This window comes from Actinoplanes xinjiangensis, assembly GCF_003148685.1.
GTDB classification, from domain to species: domain Bacteria; phylum Actinomycetota; class Actinomycetes; order Mycobacteriales; family Micromonosporaceae; genus Actinoplanes; species Actinoplanes xinjiangensis.
Window position 1 is genome coordinate 130,957 of the sequence record NZ_QGGR01000023.1, and the last position, 20,892, is coordinate 151,848.

The following is a 20,892-nucleotide window of genomic DNA, read 5'->3' on the forward strand; positions in this document are numbered from 1 at the left end:
CCCTTTCATCCACTGTGGCCGGTGAGCGGTTCTCCGGACAGAGTCGGGTGACCGCCGTTAACTTGGACGGATGGGGAGGGTCACTCGGCGTCATCTCACCGACCTTCCCGGCACCCTCGGTCTGCCCGTCGCGCTGGCGACGGCATCGATTCTGGCCGTCCTCGCCTTCGGTCTTCCCGCGCTGGACCGGGCCGTGCCGGCCGAACGAGCCGTCGCGTCCGGACGGCCGTACCCGGTGGGCGCCGGGGTCACGGTGGTGCCCCCGCCCGGAGCCGTGCTCGACGTCACCGGAACCCGTCCCGGCAGGGACCGCGGAACCGTCCTGTTCCGGCTGGGCATGGTGCGGTACGCGATCGACGTGGAACCCTTCGACGGTGATCTGACCGCAGCGGCCCTCCGGCTCCGTCATCGCATCACCGGCATCAACGGCCACCAGATCACCGGCACCCAGCTCACCGTCTCGACAGCCGGTGGGCTCGCCGGCGTGCAGGGCGGCTACACCAGCGGGGATCGGGACGGGCGGTACGCCGTCTTCGTCGCGAACGGGCTCACCATCGAGGTCATGGTCAGCGGCGACGACACCGAACTGGGCCGGCTCCTCCCGGCGATCGATGCCAGCACCCGTACCTTGCGTTACGAGCAGGGTCGATGAGCGAGCCGGTCCGGCCCGGGACGCCTCGGGTGGCCTCGCTCGCCCGCCGGCCCGCCTTCTGGGTGGTGATCGCCCTGCTGGCCGCCGGGGCGGTACGGATCGCGCAGATCACCGCGCTGTTCATGGAGAGCTTCCCGATCGCGACGATCACCGCGATCCTGCTGTTCGGGCTGCTCGCCGTACCCTTCTGGGTCTTCCTCGACGAACTCGACTTCCTGGAACGCGAGCCGCCGAGCCTGCGGATCCTCGCCCTGGCCTGGGGTGGCCTCGTCGCCACCAGCGTCTCCATCCCGGGCAGCACCGCACTGGACAACCTGATCGCCAAGCTCAGCTCACCCGACCTGGCCGCCGAGTGGGGCGCCGCCCTGGCCGGGCCGACGGTCGAGGAGATCGCCAAGACCCTCGGTGTGGTCGCCATCGTGCTGATCGCCCGCGCCCAGGTGAACAGCGTGCTCGACGGCATCGTCTACGGCGCCCTGGTCGGGCTCGGCTTCCAGATCGTCGAGGACGTGGTCTTCGCGATCGGAGCGGTCCAGCAGGCCGGTGCGGGCGACCGGGTGCAACCGGTGATCACCACGTTCCTGGTCCGCGGCATCCTCGCCGGCGTGTGGAGTCACACCCTGTTCGGTGCGCTGGCCGGTGCGGGCATCGGTTATCTGGTGGTCCACCGGGACCGTACCCGTGCCCGGCGGATCACGGTGGCGGCTCTCGCCCTGCTCGCCGCATGGGCCTCGCACTCGCTGTGGAACTCGCCGCTGTTCCGGGAGAGCCTCGGCGACAGCGCGGTCGGCCTGCTCGCGGTGCTGCTCGTCAAAGGCCTGCCACCGCTGCTGCTGGTTCTCTACCTGGTGCGGCGGGCGCACGACCGGGAGGCCGCCTACTACGTGGCCATGCTGGCCACGGTCCGGGATCCGGACCTGATCACCGAGGGCGAGCTGCGGGTCCTCGGTTGGCACTCCCGGCGGGGCGCGGCCCGGCGGCACGCCGCGGCGAGCGCGGGGCACCGAGCCCGGGCAGCGGTACGGCGACTCCAGCGCGCCCAGGCCGGCCTGGCCGTCGAGTTGAGCCGTGCCGGAGCCGACGTGCCGCACGACGCCGCGGAGGCGCGGGCCGCCGAGGTCCGCCGGCACCGCGTCGCCCTCGCCGCCCTGGGACATCCGGAGGCGGTCGAGGGCGCACGGTCCTGGCGGCACACCGCCTCCACCATCGCGACCGCGGTGGTCGCCATCGCGGTCCTCTGGGTGACTCTGTCCGCTCTGGGTGGTGGCTGAGCCCTTCTCAGACCGTGCCCTCCGGCGGCAGCCCACCGTCGCCGTCGACGATCAGGTCCGGGGTGCCGTCCTCGTCCAGGTCGACCATGGTCACGTCGACCTTGCCGTCGCCGTCGGTGTCGAACTGGAAGAGGTCGGGCTTGCCGTCACCATCGGTGTCCGAGACCCAGACATCGGTACGGCCGTCGCCGTTGGCGTCCTTCTTGAACAGGTCGACACGGTCGTCACCGCGCGTCTCGATGATCTCCTGCGGCTCGCTCATAAGGTTTCCTCTCGTCGGCCGCCAGGGCCCGGCGGTGTGCCCGTCTGTACCCAGCGGATCAATCGAACAGTCCCCGGACCTGTGACGGTTGTCGCTGGTGCCGCTCCTGAACGGGCGTAAGGTACGCCGACGTGGATATCGCTGAGGACGGTAAGCAACACCTGTTCACCAGCGGTGGCGGTGGTGCGCTCGCGGAACGCATGGGTATCGAGATCACCGAGGCCACGGCGGAACGGGTCGTAGGAATCATGCCCGTCGAAGGCAACACCCAGCCGTACGGGTTGTTGCACGGTGGGGCCTCCTGCGTGCTCGCCGAAACGCTGGGTTCGGTCGGGGCGGTGCTGCACGGGCAGACCGTCGACCGTCCGTTCGCGGTCGGCGTCGACATCAACGCCACCCACCACAAGGCGGCCCGCTCGGGTCTGGTGACCGGAGTCGCCGTTCCGGTGCACCGGGGCCGGGCGGTGGCGACGTACGAGGTGGTCCTCACCGACGAGTCCGGCGAACGGGTGTGCACCGCCAGGATCACCTGCCTGCTCAGGGGTGCATGAATTCCCACGTCCGGGTGCGTTCCTTGACCGCCCGACGTACCTTTTCCAACGTGACCGACGTACCACAGCACGCATTCGATGACGCCGCGCAGGTCCTGCAGTGTGCGCTCACCGGCGACACCGCGGCTGTGGCCGACACCTTCGACGCGGTCGTCGATCGGGACGGTGTGGTCGGTGCCTGGGACGTCGCGTGGTGCCTCGCCGCGACCATGGTGGGCCAGTTCCCCCCGGGCGGGGCGTGGACCCTGGAGTTCCCCGGGATCGACGACGCGCGGTATGACAAGCGCTGGGTGGCACGGTTCGTCAGCGCCTACGTCAACGGCGACTTCCCGACCGGTGAGGCACTCTTCGGCGCGGCGATCGCCGACGGCACACTCCCGGACTGCCTGCTCGCCCTGGCCGGGTCCACGGTCGCGACCCTGCGCCACCGGGCGGCCTGAGCCTACCTACTTACCCTTGAGGTAGAGGGCCTTCGCGTACTGCGCGGCAGCGGCGTTGTTGTACATCGACGCCTGCGACATGAAGAACTCGTTGTCCGCGATCGCCCGGGACGCCTGCGACGTACCCGCCCATCGGATGTCGGCCTCCGCCTCGGAGAGCCCGCGCGCCCGGAACTGCCGGCGCATCGCCACCCGCCCGGAGCGGAACGCCTCGGCCGCCTCCTCCGCGTGTTTCATGCAGGAGAGCGCCTTCTCGCTCAGCGCCTCGGCGAGGGTGTAGGCCGCGTTCTCCGCATCATTCGAGAAGCCGTTCACGGCGACGCCTCCTTGCGTCCGGAGTTTGACCGATCCCGACACACTCTGTAGCACCGAGCGGGCGCCTTCAAGGCCTTCCATGCGGGGTGTGGACAACCGCATCACCGTCCGTTGATATAGCTTGCGGATCATGATTGATCCACAGCCGACTGACGACCCCTCCGGCCGACGTTGGCTGCAACTGCTCGCGGTCGCCGCGGCGGCGCTCGTGCTGGGCTCCGTCGCCTCCACCGCGGCGATGCTCCTGGCCGGCTGGCGCTATGCACCCGAGCGTGAGTTCACCGTCGCGGTCTTCATGCAGCCGGACGCGGACGCCGGTCAGCGTGCGGCGGTGCAACGGACCCTCGGCACGCTGCCGGCCGTCGACGGGGTGCGGGTGGAGTCACGGGAGCAGGCGTACGAGAAACTGCGCCAGCGGGTCTCCGGCGATCCCACCCAGATGGAGGGAATCGAGGCCGCCACGATGCCGGAGTCGCTGCATCTGACCACTGTGGGCCGAGACTTCGACTGTGGGCCGCTCCCGTCGATCCGGAAGATGGCCGGCGTCGATCGGATCCGCGTGGTGATGCGACCGGAGAGCGGCCGCCCGGGAGCCGAACTGGGGTGCTGATCAATGATCTTGCCCGGGCCGGTACCGTCCGGTTTCGCTCCGCAAGCACTCGAACGGGGGTTCAGAGATGAACGTGAAGCACCTGTCCGTACTCGGCGCCACTGCTGTGGCCGTCGCCTCCACCGTCCTCTTCGCCTCGCCCGCCCAGGCCGCCTCGGCCGGCCTGGCGACCGCGGGTAAGAACACCGTGAGCTTCCGTGCCCTGATGGGCCAGACCAACAAGGTCTCGGTCACCATCTCGGGCCGCACCGTCACGATCACCGACCGGGTCGCCGTCCGGGCCGGCACGGGCTGCCGGTCGGTCAGCCGGACCAAGGTGCGGTGCACCACCAGCCAGGCCACCAGAACGATCAAGGTGGCGCTCGGCGACAAGAACGACTACGTCCGCAACCACACCGGCGTCTTCATGCTCGCCGGCGGCTCCACCGGCAACGACACCCTGGTCGGCGGTCCCGGCACCGACCAGCTCCAGGGTGGTTCCGGCAACGACAGGCTGTACGGCGGCAACGGCCGCGGCGAACTGTTCGGCGACTCCGGCACCGACCACATCGTCGGGGGCACCGGGTACGACTACGTCGCCGCCGGTTCGGGCGACGACACCATCGCCACCGGGGCCGGCAACGACCTCATCCACGGCCAGGCCGGCAACGACACCGTCTATGCCGGTGTGGGCAGCGACCAGGTCCGCGGCTGGGGCGGTAACGACCGGATCTGGGGCGGTGCCGGCAACGACTTCCTGATGGGCGACGTGGGCAACGACGCCCTCGCCGGTGAGGCGGGCGACGACACCCTGGTCGGCGAGATCTACAAGGTGGTCGGGAACAAGGGCGTGTCGTCCGGATCGGCGACCGCTGCGGACCGGCTCTACGCCGGCGTCAACACCTCGATCGGCGACATCTGCCTGGAGTCCTCCAGCCGGGGCAGCGCCTCGGGTTGCGAGTGGTTCACCGCGGTGGCCGCAGCCGGCCCGGCCGCCGTCGCCCGGGTGTCCCCGGGCACTCCCATCGAGTGATGAGCGTCACTTAAATACGGGCGGAACGTCGGAACGGTAGCGTCCTACGATCGATGCAGCGTGGCCGGGCCCACCGTCCGGCCCGTCTGCTTCGAACGGGGACTCCACTGTGGCTTTCGTCAATCGCCGAACCCTGTCCATGATCGGAGCCACCGCCGTCGCGGTCGCTACGTCCTCCCTCTTTCTGGCCAACCCCGCGCAGGCGGCCAGCGCCGGCCTCGCCAAGGTGGTCGGCAGCAACAAGGTCCAGTTCCAGGCGCTGACCGGCAAGTCGAACGCGCTGACCATCACCATCTCCGGGCGTACCGTCACGCTCGACGACAAGGTGGCGATCCAGGCCGGCAAGGGCTGCAAGGCCGTCAAGGGTGACAAGACCAGGGTCAGGTGCACGACGTCGAAGAAGACGGCACAGATCACGGCGGCCCTCGGCGACAAGAACGACTCCGTCAACAACAGGACCTCGGTCTTCCTGCTCGCCTTCGGCGGCGCCGGCAACGACACCCTCGCCGGTGGCCCCGGCCGTGACCAGCTGCAGGGCTCCTACGGTGTCGACAGGCTGTACGGCAACGGCGGTAACGACCAGTTGTTCGGCGAGTCCGACGGTGACCAGATCTACGGCGGCGCCGGCAACGACTATGTCGACGGCGGTTACGGCCTCGACCGGGTGTGGGGCCACGCCGGCAACGACACGATCTGGGGCGACAGCGGCTACGACATCATCGCCGGTGGTGACGGTAACGACATCATCCACGGCGAGACCGGCAACGACACCGTCTACGGCGAGAACGGCAACGACGACATCTACGGCGAGGACGGCTACGACTCGATCAGTGGTGGCAACGGCGACGACGACATCGACGGCGCCGCCGGCAACGACTGGGTCAACGCCGGACCCGGTGGCGACGTGATCGTCGGTGGCGACGGCAACGACACCGTCTACGCCGTCACCGGCAACGACGACGTCTACGGCGGCAACGGCAACGACACCATCTCGGGCGCCGACGGTGTCGACTACATCGTGGGTGGCGGCGGCAACGACACCGTCTGGGCCGGCCGCGGCATCGGCGCCAACGCCGCGGGCGAAACCGTTGTCGACACCGTCTACGGCGGTGCCGGCGACGACACCGTCTACGGCGAGGGTGACCCCGACTTCGTCAACGGTGAGGACGGCGTCGACACCATCGACGGCGGCGTCGGCGACGACTGGATCGAGGGCGGATTCGGTAACGACAAGGTTCTGGGATCCTCCGAGGACGACCTGGTGATCGGCGAGTGGACCGACGATGACTACACCCTCATCGAGGACCCGAACGCGGTCGACTACGCCGACGGCGGCGCCCACAACGACGCGTGCTTCGTGACCGCGTTCTCCACCGCGGTCAACTGCGAGCCGCTGGCGGCCGCGCAGGGTGCCCGCGCCGGTAAGGCGACTGTCGTGACGCCGCCCGCCGAACTCGCGGAGGCGATCAAGGCGGCGAAGGCGCGCCAGTAACGCCCGCATTACTCATCGAACGGCCCGACTGCTCCGGCAGCCGGGCCGTTCGTCTTGCGAGAGTGATTCACATCACGCGAAACTCTGGTGACGTCGAAACGGTAGCGTTCTACGATCGGGGCCACGGTCGGCCGGCTTTTCGCGCCTACCTCGACACGGGGGAACTCACATGTTCTTGCTCAACCGCCGCACCATCGCCGCCGTCGGCGTCACCGCGGCCGCGATCGGGTCCACCGGGCTCCTCTCCGCTGCGGCACTGGCCGCCGCGCCCGCCGGCACCGCCCAGATCGCCGGGTCCGGCACGGTCGAGTTCACGGCGCAGGCCGGGAAGTCCAACGGCCTCACCATCACCATCTCCGGCCAGACCGTCACCCTCGACGACCTGGTCGCCATCAAGGCGGGCACCGGCTGCACCGCGGTCGCCGGCGACACCACCAAGGTCACCTGCACCACGACCGGCGTGACCACCGGCGTCAACGTGAACCTCGGCGACCTGAACGACTGGGTCAAGAACCAGACCGCGGTCACCCTGTCCGCCACCGGCGGCTACGGCAACGACACGCTCTCCGGCGGCTCGGGCGCCGACCGGCTGGACGGCGCCGCCGGCAACGACACCGTCTACGGTGGCGGCGGCAACGACTCCATCTGGGGTGCCGCCGGCAACGACACCGTCTACGGCTACAGCGGCAACGACAGCGTCTCCGCGGGCGACGGCAACGACCGGGTCTTCGGCCAGGACGGCAACGACACGCTCTACGGCGGCCCGGGCGCCGACCTGCTGAACGGCGCGAACGGCCTCGACAAGATCTCCGGTCAGACCGGCAACGACAAGATCTACGCCGGTTCCGGCGAGGACGCCGACTTCAACGGCGACACCGTCTGGGGCGGCTCCGGCAGCGACACCATCTACGGCGAGGCCGGGACCGACGAGATCTACGGCGGCACCGGCAACGACACCGTCTCCGGTGGTGCCGGCGAGGACGCGCTGCTCGGCGAGTCCGGTAACGACACCCTCACCGGTGGTGCCGGCGCGGACGTGCTGATCGGCGAGTCGATCAACAGCAAGATCCTGCCGATCGGCAGCGCCAAGGCCAAGGACAAGCTGTACGGCGGCGCGAGCGTCGACCTCTGCATCGCGCTCAAGGGCGCCAAGTACTCCAGCTGCGAGTACAAGAAGTGGGCCGACTACGTGAACAGCTTCGGCGCGAGCAGCCTCTCCGCGAAGCCGTCGGCCATCGAGGCCCGCGTGGCCGCGATCGCCTGATCCACCCCGACACCGGAACGGTCCGGCCGCGCGGCGATCTGCCGTACGGCCGGGCCGTTTCCCGTTGTCCCGATCAGCTGGGGAACGAGTCCGGGTCGACGTCGGACGAGCGGGCGTTACCGCCCAGAACCGCCTTCAGGCTCAGCTCCCAGATCGTGTACTGGCGGGAGGTGGTGGTGAACTTGAAGCTGGAGTCGAACTTGCTGAACTGGCAGTCGCGGGTGAAACGCTTGCCGTCCCAGTCGGCGCCCGAGGACACGAAGACCTGGTAGGTGCCGTCCTTGATGCGGCCCGTCGTGACCTTCTTCTTCCCCCGGATGTAGACGGACACGGCCGGCTTCTTCGAACCCACCTTCACCAGGTTGATCACGGTGTCCGCATTGTTGCCGTTGTCGACCTTGAGCTGGCCACTGCCGCCGGTGGTCCGGGTCAGGTAGCTGCCGTTGGCCTTGCGGCGATTCTGATCCTTGGTCGCCCCGGGCAGGAACGAGCCGAACCGGTACTTCGCACCCGGATCGGCGGCGGCCAGCGCGGTGATCGCGGTCCGCAGGTCGCCGGCGGCGCCGGCCCGGCTGAACGCGGTACTGGCGGAGCCGCCGGTGCAGACGCTGCGGCTGTCCGCCGAGCTGGACACCGACGTCAACTCGTCCTCCAGAGCCGACAGCGCCGAGACGAGATCGCTGTACGCCGAACTGACCGCGGCCGGCGGCGTCAACCCGGACAGGGCGGACGTCTGGGTACGGACCGCCTCGGCCAGGGCGTCGGCGGCGCCGGACACGGCCCGCGGAGTGGTGGCCTGGCGCAGCTTGCCGACCGCGGCGGTCAGTTGCCGGTTGGCGTCGTCAAGCGAAGCCTGGAACGCGGCCGGCTCCAGCGGCGGAGTCGTAGGGGTGGCCGCCGCCTCCGTCTGCTGGGTCGCGGTCGTGGTCGAGGTGAGGCCGGAGACCCCACTGGTGGTGTCGGCGTTGCTGTCCCGCAACAGGGTCGGCACCAGACACAGGCCACCGATGAGAGCGATCCCCAGGGCGCCGGCGACGACCCGGGCACGGGTGCCGAACCGGCGCTGGGGAGGGGCGGCGAAACCGGCGGGCGCGTATCCGGCCGGCGCGTAGCCGGGCTGGGGATAGCCCGGCCCGAACGGGGCAGCACCACCGGCCGCCGCGGTGGGGAACGGCCCGGCCGGAAGAACACGAACGGCCACCGACACGGTGCGCGTGGATGCCGCACCGCTGGCCGGGTCGACCCAGGGCAGGTCGACGTTCTGCACCATGCCGTCGCGGGCACCCGGCGGAAAATAGATCAGGACGGGCGTACCGTCCGGCGGCGCGGCAATCGTCTTGGCAGTGCCGCCCGCGGCCTCAGCCGCACTCAGTTCGACAACGACGTCCGCGGGCCTTTCAGCGGAACTACCCCCCGTATTCACGTCCATCCCTTGAGTATTGGAGCGTTGCTTTCGGAAGTCCATCCACGGTTTTCATTCGAGCCATCGAGTGGTGCAAGTCGGGGCAAGGTGCCGCTGAGAGTCACCTTTCCAGCCGATGGCGAGGCGGTCCGAACCCTGCTCGAAGCCCGGCGGTCCTCATTGGAGGCCGACTCCCGCATCGCTGCGCCGCCCCCCGCCCGCCGACGGTCGGTTCCGTGACGCTCTCGTCGCCTGGAGAGCCTTGGAGGCCGTCGGTGCCGGCGACGTTGGTCCGCGCACACGATCGCTGAACGTGGGCTCTTGATACGTCCTGGCGCGCATAGGCGCACACGATCAGCGGATCGTGTGCGTTTAACGCGGTCAGGGCAATGGCAGGAGCCCACGTTCAGCGATCGTGTGCGCTGCCGTCGCTGGACTTGATGTGTCGGCTGTCACTCCTGAGCGAGATCAGCTGGCTCCGGCCGCGGCGCCCACTGCTGTGCGTCGGCAGTCGTCGATCCTGGCGAATCCCGGATCGATTTCGTGGAGTTGAAAGGGCCGGACAGCACCGCCGTAGCGGGCAACGCCTTGGCGATCTCCTTGTTCGGCCTTCGATCGCGGGGAGGTAGCGCCACGCCGCCTCCGTCTTTCTGGCGTCCTGTGCCTGGTCGCGTTCGTCCTTCTCGCGGACCCCGCCGGCACCGGCTGTTTCCTGCCCGGATGCTTCACCCCTCAAGGTGAAAGAAGACGCCGTCGCTGCGGTTCGGCTGCCAGCCGGCGTTGAGGGCTGCCCGGACGCTCTGTTCGACCGTCAGAGGCGTTACGGGCTTTCCCGGCAGGCTGAGCCAGTTGTCCAGCCGCGGCGAGCTGGTCCTCACCGAGAGAACCTGTCCCGGGGCGTGGGCGTCCTCGACGGCGAAGGTCAGCGGTCCCCAGTCGAGCCCCTGGCAGTAGGTTGGCTTGGCTCTGACCGCCCAGCGGTAGAGCGTGCCGTCGACGGTGATCAGACGGCTGCCTTTCCGAGGTATGGCCATCGTCGCGCCTCCCGGTTCCGTGACTCGGCCACCAGGGTAGGTGCGATGCCAGGCCGTGACGATCGCATTCGTGCCGGGCGCCATCGTGGACATCCGGCGATCGCTGCCGTGCCACTTGGCGGCTCGCCCTCAAGAGAGGCTGGCTCGCCCTCAAAAGAGGTGGGGTTGCGCCGAAAGAGGCGAACCGCTGCGCCAAAAAGAAGGGAGGCGGTCCGCTGAAAGAGGCGGGGCGGTCCGCCGAACAAGAGGCGGGGTAGTGCGCCGAACAAGAGGCAGGGTAGTGCGCCGAACAAGAGGCGGGGTAGTGCGCCGAGCAAGAGGGAGGGGAGGGCGGAGCGCCGAGCAAGAGGCGCCTCGGATCACCGAGGTGTGTCGAGTGCCACTGACCGGTCCCAGCCCGACGCGGCGGCAGGGGGCAGGGGAGGATCGGCGTGCAGCGACCGAAGAACTCCAACGGCGATCATGGGGAGCTCGGGTCACCAGAGGCCGACTTCGAGGAGCCGAAGGGGAACCGGAGAAAAGCCGGAGGGGAACCGAAAAGACTCTGGAAAGCAGAACGTCCACCGTGCGTTTCCGCAGGTGGACGGTGCTCAGTGCCCGGCGAGAGGCCTGGTGGCCAGGGGCGGGGTCGAACCGCCGACCTTCCGATTTTCAGTCGGACGCTCGTACCAACTGAGCTACCTGGCCGTGAACTTGCTTGCGGTCCTGACGGGACTTGAACCCGCGACCTCCGCCTTGACAGGGCGGCGAGCACTCCAACTGCTCCACAGGACCTTGCTTTGTAACTGTCTTGCCTTGGCTTGCTAGTGGCTTGCGACCACTAACCTACCAGTACCCCCAACGGGATTCGAACCCGTGCTACCGCCTTGAAAGGGCGGCGTCCTAGGCCACTAGACGATGAGGGCATCTTCCGCCATCATTGCACATCGCGCTGGCTGCGCGATCGGCAACGCTTGGTGGTTTCTGGCCCCAACCGCGCCCCCCGCTTGAGGCATGCAAAGCATATGCGATGGCTGTCCTGATCTTCAAATCGGTATCCCCCTTTCTTGCAGACCCCCCTCTGACCAGGGGAAACGTCAGGCGCACGCGGCCGATACGACCCGAACCCCCTCGGCCAGGCCGCTCAGAGGGGTCACCATGGGGGGCAGATCGGCGATCGGCCAGCCCGGTCCGGCGGCCGCGACGACGAGCGGCGGCTGCGGCAGGGACAGCAGAAGCTCCAGCGGGACCACGTCGCCGGTGCCGGGCAACTGCGACCACAGGACCACCGCTGCCGGCCCGGTACGGTCCACCGCGTCCAGCAACGCCCGAACCGGCACCCGTGCCCCCAGGAGACGGCTGGGCACCCCGTTCTCGGCCAGTGCGGCTGCCAGGGCCTCCAGCGGCAGGGTGTGCTGCTCCTCGTCGGCTGCGGCGAGCAGGGCCCGTGGGGTGAGCTCCCGTGGCGGCCGCGGCACGATACTGAGCGCCTCGGTGATCGACCGGGACAGCAGGTGCTCGACCTCGATGAATCGTTCGGTGGCCTCGTACCGTTCGCCGATCCCGATGAGCACCGGCATCATCACCTTGTTCCAGGCGGAGACCACGCCACGGTGGGTGACGGCCGCATCGAGGATGTAGCGCATCGCCGGCGCATCCAGGCGCATCGCGGCCCGTGCCAGGCCCCGGGCGGCCGGATCGGCGCGTGGGCCGAGCGCGATGGTCTGCCCACCTCCGGCCCGTCCCTCACCGGAATCCGCATCGGCGATCAGAGCCCCGGACTCGACGAGCGACAGGATCGACGCCCGCGCGGCGGCGGCCGCGGCCCGCAGGGCCGGTTCAGTCGAATCCTCGGGCCTCAGCGATCCCGGACGGGGAGCCCGATCGACCGACGGCCCCGAATGGGAAGCCGAGGCCTCAGGTTCGGGACTTGGAGAGACCTCGGGGCCCGAAAGAGCCGAGTCAGCGCCCGAAGGAGACGGGACCGAAGGAGACGGGGCCGAAGAGGAAAGGGCGGCGGGATCGGAGGTACGCCGCGCCCACGCCGCCGCCTCGGCCGGTGCCACACCCTGCGCGGTGAGTCGCTGCATGACCTGGAGACGGACCATGTCCTCGACGGTGTACCGCCGATGATGTCCGGGCTCGTGCCGGCTGGGCCCGAGGCCGTACCGCTGGTGCCAGGTCCGCAACGTGGTCACCGCGACGCCGAGACGTCGAGCGGCGGCACCGGCACTCAGGCCGTCATTCGCCACCCGACAGCTCCGCTGCCGATTCCGTCAAGGTGACCGGGGGCTGTGCCGTCAGGTGGTCGGCGAGGCGCCGGGTCACCCCTTCGAGCCAGGGGGCGTACGCCGTGGGCGACCCCTCGACCTCCTGCAGCAGTGTGTCCACCGTCACCCACCGGAGCTTCGCGACCTCCGCCGGGTCCGGCCGGAACTCGATGTCGGCCGGTACGTCACCGAGCAGGACGTGGTCGTACTCCCGCTCGACCCGCCCGGTGACCGGGTCCTCGGCGAAATACACGTAGACGCCGACCTCACGCAGAGTCACCGCCGGACCGTCGAGTTCCTCGCGCAGCCGCCGTCCGGCCGAGACCGCGACCTCCTCGCCGGGCACCGGATGCCCGCAGCAGGTGTTGCCCCACCGCAGCGGGAAGCGGGTCTTCACGGCGGCCCGCTGTTGCAGCAGCACCCGCCCGTCGGGCCGGCGCAGAAAGACCGAGAACGCCCGGTGCAGCATCCCGGGCGCCTCGTGGGCGTCGAGGACCGTGGCGGTCCCGGTGAAGCCGCCGGCGCTGTCGACGAGTTCGACCAGCTCGGCCTCCCGGGAGCCGCCGGCCGTGCGCGACGGGGAGGGGACGGTCATGCGGGGCCTCCGGTGATCCGGCCGGCGGCCAGCTTCCCGGAGATCAGCACCATCGGTACGCCCACGCCGGGCTGGGTGCCGGAACCGGTGAAGACGACGTTCGGCAGGGTGGGGTGCAGATTGGACGGCCGGAACGGGCCGGTCTGGGCGAACGTGTGCGCCGCCGCGAAGGGTGTGCCGGCGGCCATGCCGTCGTCGGCCCAGTCGGCGGGCGTGATGATCCGCTGGACCTCGACGCCGTCCCGGAATCCGATGTAGCCGCGGCTTTCGAGGACACGTAGCAGCTCGTCGGCGTAGCGCCGGTCCATGCCGCCGCGCCAGTCGATGGGCCCCGACTCGAGGTTGGGGGTGGGGGCGAGCACGTAGTAGGTCTGCCGGCCGTCGGGCGCCGCCGTCGCGTCGGTGCGGGTGGGATTGGTCACCAGCAGGGACGGGTCGCTCATCAGGAGACCCTTGTTGATGATCTCGTCGAAGGTGCCCTTCCACGCCGTACCGAAATGGATGTTGTGGTGGGCGATCTTGGAATAGGCCTGGCGGGAACCGATGTGCAGGACCACGCACGACGGGGAGTAGCGAAGTTTCCGCAGGCGGCGGGCCGGGAGCAGGTCGCGGTAGGCGACCGGCAGGTCGGGGTTGAGGACGACCACGTCGGCCGGGATGTGTTCGCCGTCGGCGGTGATGACGCCGGTGGCGCGGCCGTGTGCGGTGGTGACCCGTTCGACCGTGGTTTCGTAACGGAAAGTGACGCCGTGTTTCTCGGCGGCGCCGGCCAGCGCCTTCGGTACGGCGTGCATGCCGCCCTTGGGGAAGTAGACCCCGGCGACCGAGTCGAGGTAGGCGATGACGGCGTAGATGGCCATCGCGTCGTGCGGGGCGAGACCGGCGTACATCGCCTGGAACGAGAAGATCCGCTGGGTACGGGGATCACGGAAATACTGGTCGATCTTGGGCTGGAGCCGCCGGAACGCGCCCATCCCGAGAAGTTTCAGCAGGTTGAGGTTGAGCAGGTCGATCGGGGTGTCGAGGTTCCGGTCGATGAAGTGATCCCGTTCGAGCTGCCAGAGCTGCCGGGTGAAGTCGACGAACCGCAGGTAGCCGTCGGCTTCGCGGGCGCCGCAGACCCGGGCGATCTCGGCCGCCATCCGGGTGGTGTCGGTCCGCACGTCGAGGGTGGACCCGTCCGGGTAGTACGCCCGGTACGCCGGGTCGAGCGGGCTCAGCTCCAGCCAGTCGCTGAGGTTCTCGCCGACGGCCTCAAGGGGTTCGGCGATCAGCTCGGGCATGGTGAGCACGGTGGGGCCGGTGTCGAATTCGTATCCGCCGGTGGACAGCCGCCCGGCCCGGCCGCCGGGGACCGGCTCCCGTTCCACGACGGTGACCTGCCGGCCGGCCGCGGCCAGGTGCAGGGCGCAGGCGAGCCCGCCGAGTCCGGCGCCGACGATGACGACCCGATCGGTCGGTCCGGTCACTATTCGCACGTCACGGCTCCAAGAAGAGGGGGAGATAGGACATCATGCCGGTCGGTGCGTGGCCGCGGTGGCCAGCTCGATCAGGGCGGCGCGCGCCTCGGGGCGGACCGGGGCGTCGGCGATCACCGCGACACCCTCCTCGACTCTGGCCCGGATCATCTCCTCGACCTGGGCGGGTGCCCCGGTCGCCGCGATGATCTCCGCCTGCCGGGCGATACCGGCCACGGCGAACTCGTCGAGCTGTGCGGTGGTGGCCAGTCGCCGGGCCAGCATGAGCAGGGTGGTGGGCTTGCCGGTCCGCAGGTCGTCGCAGGCGGGTTTCCCGGTCACCGCCGGGTCGCCGTAGACGCCGAGCAGGTCGTCACGCAGCTGGAAGGCCTCACCGACGGCGAGGCCGTAGATCCGGTACGCCTCCTCGAGCGCGGGATCCCCGCCGCTGGACGCGAGAGCCAGCCCGAAGCCGAGCGGCCACTGCACCGTGTAGCTGGCCGTCTTGTGCCGCGCGACCAGCAGCGCCCGCTCCACCGACCAGGCCGCCGGGTCGGTCTCGCCGAGCACGTCGAGGTACTGCCCGGCGACCGCCTCGACCCGCATCCGGTCGTAGCGGGTGCGCACCTCAAGGAGGGTGGCGGGCGGCAGCGCGGTCCGGGCGAGCAGCTGGTCGGCCCAGATCAGGCACAGGTCGCCGACCAGGATGGCGGCCGAGTCGCCGAACCGCTCGCCGTGCTGGGCGGCGAACAGCCGGTGTGCGGTGGGCCGGCCGCGCCGGGTGGCGGAGCGGTCCATCAGGTCGTCGTGGACCAGCGCGAACGTGTGCATGAGTTCAAGTGCGCCGAGGGCGGGTAAAACGCCCTCGACCGGTTCGGTGGAACCGACGACGCCGCGCCAGCCCCAGTACGCGAAGGTCGGCCTGATGCGTTTGCCCCCGGCCATGACCAGGTCACGGGCGGTGCGGGCGAACCCACCGAGGGCCGGGTCGACGGTGTCCAGGGAGGCGATCTGGCAGGCGAGGAAGTCGGCCAGCGTGCCCTCGACGGCGCCGATCAGCGCTCCGTGCGAGACCGGCTGGCGAGGGATCGCTTCAAGACGGTTTCCCTCGAGGGTGTGATTGGCCACGCTCAGTACCGTACCCTAACTTTCAGAAGTTGCGTCGATTCGTGCGTCGATTTTGAGTTGGACGAGTTTTTCGAGTCGGACGAGTTTTTGAGTTGGACAAGCTCATGACCGGAGGCCCCGGAGTGGAAACCGACCTGGCAGCTGCCTACGAGCGCTGCCGCGAACTGCACCGTGAGCACGGGCGGACGTACTACCTGGCGACCCGGTTGCTACCGGGGTGGAAGCGGCGGCATGTGCACGCCCTCTATGGATTCACCCGATATGCGGACGAAATTGTCGACCGGACCGAATCCCGGCCCTCTGCCGAGCGGGCTGCCCTGCTCACCGCATGGTCAAACCGGTTCCTCGACGGACTCCGCGGCGAACCCACCGACGACGAACTGCTCCCCGCCGTCCTGCACACCATCGCCGTCTTCGACCTCGACCTCGAGGACTTCGAGAAGTTCCTGCGCAGCATGACGATGGACATCACCGTCACGAGCTACCCCACCTACGGCGACCTGCTCGACTACATGGAGGGCTCGGCCGCCGTCATCGGCACGATGATGCTGCCCATCCTCGGCTCCTCCGACCCGATCGCCGCCCGGGAACCGGCCCGCCAGCTCGGCTTCGCCTTCCAGCTCACCAACTTCATCCGGGACGTCGCCGAGGACCTCGAACGTGGCCGCGTCTACCTGCCCGAGGAGCACCTGGCCGAGTTCGGCGTCACCCGGCGGATCCTCCAGCAGGGCGTCGCCACCCCCGCGATCAAGGCGCTGATCAAGGCGGAGGTGGCCCGCGCCCGCGAGCACTACGCCCTCGCCGCGCCCGGCATCCCCCTGCTCGAACCCGCCTCACAGGCCTGCATGCGGACCGCCTTCCAGCTCTACGGCGGCATCCTCGACGAGATCGAGGCGATCGACTACGACGTCTTCGGCCGCCGCGCCACCGTCCCCAACCACCGCCGCGCCGCCGTCGCCGTACGCAGCCTGCTCACCCGGCCCGGCACCCCGGTCCAGCTGGCGGCGTGATGCGTACCGCAGTGGTCCTGCTCACCCGGGACCTCCGCGTGCACGACAACCCGGCCCTCGCCGCGGCATGCACGGCCGACCGGACCGTCCCGCTCTACGTCCTCGACCCGAAACTCACCGGCCTCTCCCCGAACCGCACCCGCTTCCTCCACCAGAGCCTCGCCGATCTGCGCGAACAACTCCGGAACCGAGGCGGTGACCTGGTCGTCCGCGAGGGCGACCCGGTCACCGAGACGATCCGCGCCGCCCGCGACACCGGCGCCGAGACGATCACCCTCGCGGCCGACGTCAGCGGATACGCCCGCCGCCGCGAGAACCGCCTCCACGACGAGTGCGCACGCCACCGCATCGCCCTCGACCTCCACCCCGGCGTCACCGTCGTCCCACCGGGCGCGGTGCGGCCCGGCGGCGGCGGCGAGTCCTACAAGGTCTTCACGCCCTACTTCCGATCCTGGTCCGCGGCACCGTGGCGGGCCCAGGCACCGGCACCGCAACGGGTCACCCTTCCCGACGGCCTCACCCCCGGCGCCCTGCCCGGCCTTCCGGCCGGAGAATCACCACACGCCTGCGAGGGTGGCGAGACCGCGGCCCGGCGCCGGCTCACCACGTGGCTGCGGCAGGACCTTCAGGGGTACGCCGAAGCGCACGACGACCTACCCGGCGACGGCACGAGTCGCCTCAGCCCGTACCTCCGCTGGGGTTGTCTCTCGCCACTCGCTCTCGCCGAAGCGGCCCGCGACCAGGGTGCCGACGCCTTCGTCCGCCAGCTCTGCTGGCGCGACTTCTACTACCAGGTCACCCGGGTCTTCCCGAACCTGGCCACCGAGGCGCTGCGCACGACCGCCGACCGCGACTGGCGCTACGACGACGACGCCCTGCAGCACTGGAAGGACGGGCTCACCGGGGTTCCGGTCGTCGACGCCGGGATGCGCCAGCTGCGCGAAGAGGGCTGGATGCACAACCGGGCCCGGCTGATCACCGCGGCCTTCCTCACCAGACATCTCGGCATCGACTGGCGGCTCGGCGTCGCCTGGTTCTCGCGATGGCTGCTCGACGGAGACGTGCCCAACAACTCGGGAAACTGGCAGTGGACCGCCGGCACGGGCAACGACACCCGGCCCTACCGGCGCTTCAACCCGATTCGGCAGGCGCTCCGATTCGACCCCGAAGGCGTGTACGTTCGTCGTTACGTACCTGAGTTGAAGGGGATCGACGGCGCCGCTGTGCACCAGCCGTGGCGTCTCCCCGAGTCGGAATTCCGCGGCCTCGACTACCCCGGCCCGCTCGAATCACACCGGGACGAGGCGGTCTGGCTGCGGTGAACGGGACCCGCCGGCGGTTGCGTCCGTCAAACCTTCTTCCGGCGGGTCTTTTTCTTCACGGTGCGATCTCCCGAACACACCGATGGCGGCCATGAGAATGGTGAGCGCCAGCCAACGCCCGCCATCGCCCCCTCATGACCGCCGCTTCCTCGGTGTGACCCGCTTCCGCACCGGTCCTGAATCGGCCATCGCACCGCCCACATGAGGAAACCCGTCGGTGGTTAGCTGACACCCATGGGCGACGTGCGAAACGTGGACGTGGTGGTCATCGGACTCGGTGTGGGCGGTGAGGAGGCCGCCGGACGACTCGCCGCGGCCGGGCTCGACGTGATCGGGGTGGAACACACCCTGGTCGGCGGCGAATGCCCGTACTGGGGATGCATCCCGACGAAGATGATGGTCCGGGCCGGCTCGGCACTCGCCGAGGCCCGCCGCATCCCCGGCCTCGCCGGCTCCGCCACCGTCGAACCCGACTGGGCACCCGTCGCCCGCCGGGTCCGCGACGAGGCCACCGACGACTGGAACGACAAGGTCGCCGTCGACCGGTTCACCGGCAAGGGCGGGACGTTCGTGCGGGGCCGGGCCACCATCACCGGTCCCGGCCGCGTCCGCGTCGGCGAGCAGGAGTACGCCGCCTCGCGCGCCCTGGTCGTCGCCACCGGCACCGTCGCCGTCATCCCGCCGATCGACGGTCTCGCCGGCACCCCGTACTGGACCAACCGGGAGGCAGTCGAGACCGCGACCCTGCCGGAGTCCCTCGTCATCCTCGGGGGCGGCGCGATCGGCTGCGAGTTCGCCCAGGTGTTCGTCCGCTTCGGCGTCCAGGTCACGATCATCGAGGGCTCCGATCGGATCCTCGCCATGGAGGAGCCCGAGTCCTCCGAGGTGGCCGCCGCGGTGATCGGCGCCACCGTCCGTACCGGGGTCCGCGCCTCGAAGGTCTCCTACGACGGCTCCTTCACCGTGGAACTCTCCGACGGCAGCACGGTCACCGGCGAGAAACTGCTCGTCGCCACCGGCCGGGCCGCCCGCCTCGGTGACCTCGGCCTGGAGACCATCGGTCTCGACCCGTCGGCCCGCTTCCTCACCACCGACGACCGGATGCGTGCCGCCGACGGGGTGTGGGCGGTCGGCGACGTCACCGGCAACGGCGCCTTCACCCACATGGCCATGTACGAGGCGGACATCGCCGTCCGGGACATCCTCGGCCAGGGCGGACCCGGCGCCGACTATCGTGCCCGGCCCCGCGTCACTTTCCTCGACCCGGAGATCGGCGCGGTCGGGCTCACCGAATCCCAGGCGCGTTCCTCCTTCGCCGACGTCCGCGTCGGCCACGTCCCCCTCAGCGCCACCTCGCGCGGCTTCGTGCACGGGCCCGGCAACGAGGGGTTCATCAAGGTCGTCGCCGACGCCGGCCGGGGCGTGCTGGTCGGCGCCACCACCGCGGGCCCGGCCGGCGGCGAGATGATCGGGGCGCTGGCCGTCGCGATCCACGCCGAGGTGCCGATCACGACGCTGCTCAGTCAGATCTGGGCGTACCCGACCTTCCACCGCGGCATCGGCGACGCACTGAAGGCCCTCTGAACGTTTGGGCCGGATCCGGGCGGGCACCGCCAATACATGTTGCGGCAGGTGCTCACCCGGATCGAACAGGCGGACGCCCTCGACGGCGCCAGCGACAAACTCCAGGCCGCGGTCTCGTCCGCGGTCCGGCCGCGCACCCTGCGCGACGCGCTCCACGGGAGCTGGATGGGACATCCACTCCACCCCGTGCTGGTGCAGGTCCCGGTCGGGGCCTTCCTCTCCGCGGCGATCCTCGACCTACTCCCGTCACGGTCCCGGTCCAGTGCCCCGACCGTCCTCATCGGGGTCGGTGTGGCGGGCGTGCTGCCGGCCGCGGTGGCCGGATGGGTCGACTGGTCCGAGATGACCAAGGACCGCCGCCGGATCGGGCTCGTCCACGCCGCCACCAATCTAGTGGCCACCGGCCTCTACGCCGGCTCGCTGATCGCCCGGCTCACCGGGCACTCCACGCAGGGCAGGGCGCTGGCTTTCGCTGGCCTCTCGGTCGCGGGTGCGGGCGCCTTCCTGGGAGGGCATCTCTCGTACGCCCAGGGCGGCGGCATCAGCCACGCGGCACCCGAGGTCGCGCGCGTGCCGGAGGAGTGGACCGTGGCCGGATCGCTCGCCTCGCTGCCCGAGGGCAAGCCGGCCGCACGCCGGGTCGGTGACACCGCGGTGCTCCTCTTCCGCCAGGGCGACGAGGTCAGCGCGCTCGTCGACCGGTGCTCGCACGAGGGTGGCCCGCTCAGCGAGGGCGAGGTCTCCGACGGTTGTGTGGTCTGCCCGTGGCACGGGAGCACGTTTCGGATCAGTGACGGCGCCGTGATCCACGGGCCGGCGGGAAACGACCAGCCGGTGCTGCCGGTCCGGGTCCGGGACGGCATGGTCGAGGTACGTCGGCCGTGAACCCCGCAGTAACGCCTCCGAGCTGCGGAAACAACGTAGGGTGACCCCCGGTTTGGAGGGCGGGAGACCAGCGGGTAATGTTTTGGGAGCCGCCAGGGAGACGGGCGAGCGAGCGGGACCTGAACTTTGGGGCCCGGCCGGCCGTCCTGACGGAAAATCTTCGAACTTCGGAACACGGCCCAGCCGTGCGCCTCGGTGTGGAGATACTAGGGCAGATCGGAGCCAACCGGGATAAACCGGTTGACAACACCGAGAAGGCCTAGTAAAGTAGAGCGAGTGCCCCGGGGAAACGGGCCGCGGATGCGGAACGTTTTGATGGTGTGCGGTTGTTCTTTGAGAACTCAACAGGGTGCTTGA

Annotated in this window: 20 protein-coding genes and 3 tRNA genes; 12 read left to right on the plus strand and 11 right to left on the minus strand. The window is 69.9% G+C overall.

Annotated features, from left to right (window positions below):
- Positions 1 to 70 precede the first annotated feature (70 nt).
- Both BC793_RS36705 and BC793_RS36710 read left to right on the plus strand, forming a co-directional pair.
- Positions 71 to 652 (plus strand): hypothetical protein, encoded by a 582-nt coding sequence (locus BC793_RS36705; RefSeq protein WP_109601025.1) that lies wholly within the window; start codon positions 71 to 73, stop codon positions 650 to 652.
- A complete protein-coding gene (locus tag BC793_RS36710; RefSeq protein WP_109601027.1) occupies positions 649 to 1,923 on the plus strand; it encodes a PrsW family intramembrane metalloprotease in 1,275 nt (424 codons plus the stop codon). The genes BC793_RS36705 and BC793_RS36710 overlap by 4 nt, the downstream gene beginning before the upstream one ends.
- Before the next feature lie 7 nt (positions 1,924 to 1,930).
- Here the strand turns inward: BC793_RS36710 and BC793_RS36715 are convergent, their stop codons facing one another.
- Positions 1,931 to 2,185 carry a hypothetical protein gene (locus BC793_RS36715; RefSeq protein WP_109601029.1) on the minus strand — a complete coding sequence of 85 codons (255 nt, stop codon included), beginning with the start codon at positions 2,183 to 2,185 and terminating at the stop codon, positions 1,931 to 1,933.
- Between the two features lie 200 nt (positions 2,186 to 2,385).
- On the opposite strand from BC793_RS36715, the gene BC793_RS36720 reads away from it, so the two are divergent.
- Positions 2,386 to 2,736, plus strand: coding sequence for a hotdog fold thioesterase (locus BC793_RS36720; protein WP_109601079.1), 351 nt, complete (start codon positions 2,386 to 2,388; stop codon positions 2,734 to 2,736).
- Positions 2,737 to 2,786: 50 nt separating this feature from the next.
- Entirely contained in the window at positions 2,787 to 3,176 is a 390-nt protein-coding gene (locus BC793_RS36725; protein ID WP_109601031.1) for a hypothetical protein, read from the plus strand.
- Positions 3,177 to 3,182: 6 nt separating this feature from the next.
- Here the strand turns inward: BC793_RS36725 and BC793_RS36730 are convergent, their stop codons facing one another.
- A complete protein-coding gene (locus tag BC793_RS36730) occupies positions 3,183 to 3,491 on the minus strand; it encodes a hypothetical protein (protein WP_109601033.1) in 309 nt (102 codons plus the stop codon).
- 130 nt (positions 3,492 to 3,621) lie between these two features.
- Between BC793_RS36730 and BC793_RS36735 the strand changes: the two genes are divergently transcribed.
- The 4 genes from BC793_RS36735 (at position 3,622) to BC793_RS36750 (ending at position 7,869) form a co-directional block, all read left to right on the plus strand.
- Positions 3,622 to 4,101, plus strand: coding sequence for a permease-like cell division protein FtsX (locus tag BC793_RS36735; protein WP_109601035.1), 480 nt, complete (start codon positions 3,622 to 3,624; stop codon positions 4,099 to 4,101).
- A 67-nt stretch (positions 4,102 to 4,168) separates the two neighbouring features.
- On the plus strand, positions 4,169 to 5,113 hold the full coding sequence (locus tag BC793_RS36740; RefSeq protein ID WP_109601037.1) for a calcium-binding protein: 945 nt from the start codon (positions 4,169 to 4,171) through the stop codon (positions 5,111 to 5,113).
- A 109-nt stretch (positions 5,114 to 5,222) separates the two neighbouring features.
- Complete coding sequence (locus BC793_RS36745) at positions 5,223 to 6,605, plus strand: calcium-binding protein (protein ID WP_146246618.1); 1,383 nt, start codon at positions 5,223 to 5,225, stop codon at positions 6,603 to 6,605.
- Positions 6,606 to 6,774: 169 nt separating this feature from the next.
- Positions 6,775 to 7,869 carry a calcium-binding protein gene (locus BC793_RS36750; RefSeq protein ID WP_109601041.1) on the plus strand — a complete coding sequence of 365 codons (1,095 nt, stop codon included), beginning with the start codon at positions 6,775 to 6,777 and terminating at the stop codon, positions 7,867 to 7,869.
- Between the two features lie 73 nt (positions 7,870 to 7,942).
- Here BC793_RS36750 and BC793_RS36755 read toward each other — a convergent pair whose 3' ends face one another.
- From BC793_RS36755 to BC793_RS36795, 9 genes are all read right to left on the minus strand, one after another.
- Positions 7,943 to 9,298: a hypothetical protein gene (locus BC793_RS36755; RefSeq protein WP_146246619.1), complete on the minus strand. Its 1,356-nt coding sequence runs from the start codon at positions 9,296 to 9,298 to the stop codon at positions 7,943 to 7,945.
- A 698-nt stretch (positions 9,299 to 9,996) separates the two neighbouring features.
- Positions 9,997 to 10,398 (minus strand): hypothetical protein, encoded by a 402-nt coding sequence (locus BC793_RS36760; protein WP_239170587.1) that lies wholly within the window; start codon positions 10,396 to 10,398, stop codon positions 9,997 to 9,999.
- Positions 10,399 to 10,915: 517 nt separating this feature from the next.
- Positions 10,916 to 10,992: transfer RNA gene (locus BC793_RS36765), tRNA-Phe, on the minus strand.
- A gap of 13 nt (positions 10,993 to 11,005) precedes the next feature.
- Positions 11,006 to 11,079: transfer RNA gene (locus BC793_RS36770), tRNA-Asp, on the minus strand.
- A gap of 58 nt (positions 11,080 to 11,137) precedes the next feature.
- Positions 11,138 to 11,210 (minus strand) — tRNA-Glu (locus tag BC793_RS36775).
- Between the two features lie 171 nt (positions 11,211 to 11,381).
- Positions 11,382 to 12,536 (minus strand): MerR family transcriptional regulator, encoded by a 1,155-nt coding sequence (locus BC793_RS36780; protein ID WP_109601045.1) that lies wholly within the window; start codon positions 12,534 to 12,536, stop codon positions 11,382 to 11,384.
- The gene (gene idi / locus BC793_RS36785; protein WP_109601046.1) at positions 12,526 to 13,149 is read right to left on the minus strand and encodes an isopentenyl-diphosphate Delta-isomerase; all 624 of its coding nucleotides are present in this window, start codon (positions 13,147 to 13,149) and stop codon (positions 12,526 to 12,528) included. The genes BC793_RS36780 and idi overlap by 11 nt, the downstream gene beginning before the upstream one ends.
- Entirely contained in the window at positions 13,146 to 14,627 is a 1,482-nt protein-coding gene (gene crtI / locus BC793_RS36790) for a phytoene desaturase family protein (RefSeq protein WP_109601048.1), read from the minus strand. The genes idi and crtI overlap by 4 nt, the downstream gene beginning before the upstream one ends.
- Before the next feature lie 33 nt (positions 14,628 to 14,660).
- Complete coding sequence (locus BC793_RS36795; protein ID WP_109601050.1) at positions 14,661 to 15,734, minus strand: polyprenyl synthetase family protein; 1,074 nt, start codon at positions 15,732 to 15,734, stop codon at positions 14,661 to 14,663.
- A gap of 122 nt (positions 15,735 to 15,856) precedes the next feature.
- On the opposite strand from BC793_RS36795, the gene BC793_RS36800 reads away from it, so the two are divergent.
- From BC793_RS36800 to BC793_RS36815, 4 genes are all read left to right on the plus strand, one after another.
- Entirely contained in the window at positions 15,857 to 16,744 is an 888-nt protein-coding gene (locus BC793_RS36800; RefSeq protein ID WP_109601052.1) for a phytoene/squalene synthase family protein, read from the plus strand.
- A complete protein-coding gene (locus tag BC793_RS36805) occupies positions 16,744 to 18,066 on the plus strand; it encodes a cryptochrome/photolyase family protein (RefSeq protein ID WP_109601054.1) in 1,323 nt (440 codons plus the stop codon). The genes BC793_RS36800 and BC793_RS36805 overlap by 1 nt, the downstream gene beginning before the upstream one ends.
- Before the next feature lie 234 nt (positions 18,067 to 18,300).
- Positions 18,301 to 19,650 (plus strand): dihydrolipoyl dehydrogenase family protein, encoded by a 1,350-nt coding sequence (locus tag BC793_RS36810; RefSeq protein ID WP_109601056.1) that lies wholly within the window; start codon positions 18,301 to 18,303, stop codon positions 19,648 to 19,650.
- A gap of 36 nt (positions 19,651 to 19,686) precedes the next feature.
- Positions 19,687 to 20,535 (plus strand): Rieske (2Fe-2S) protein, encoded by an 849-nt coding sequence (locus BC793_RS36815; protein ID WP_203896567.1) that lies wholly within the window; start codon positions 19,687 to 19,689, stop codon positions 20,533 to 20,535.
- Positions 20,536 to 20,892 lie beyond the last annotated feature (357 nt).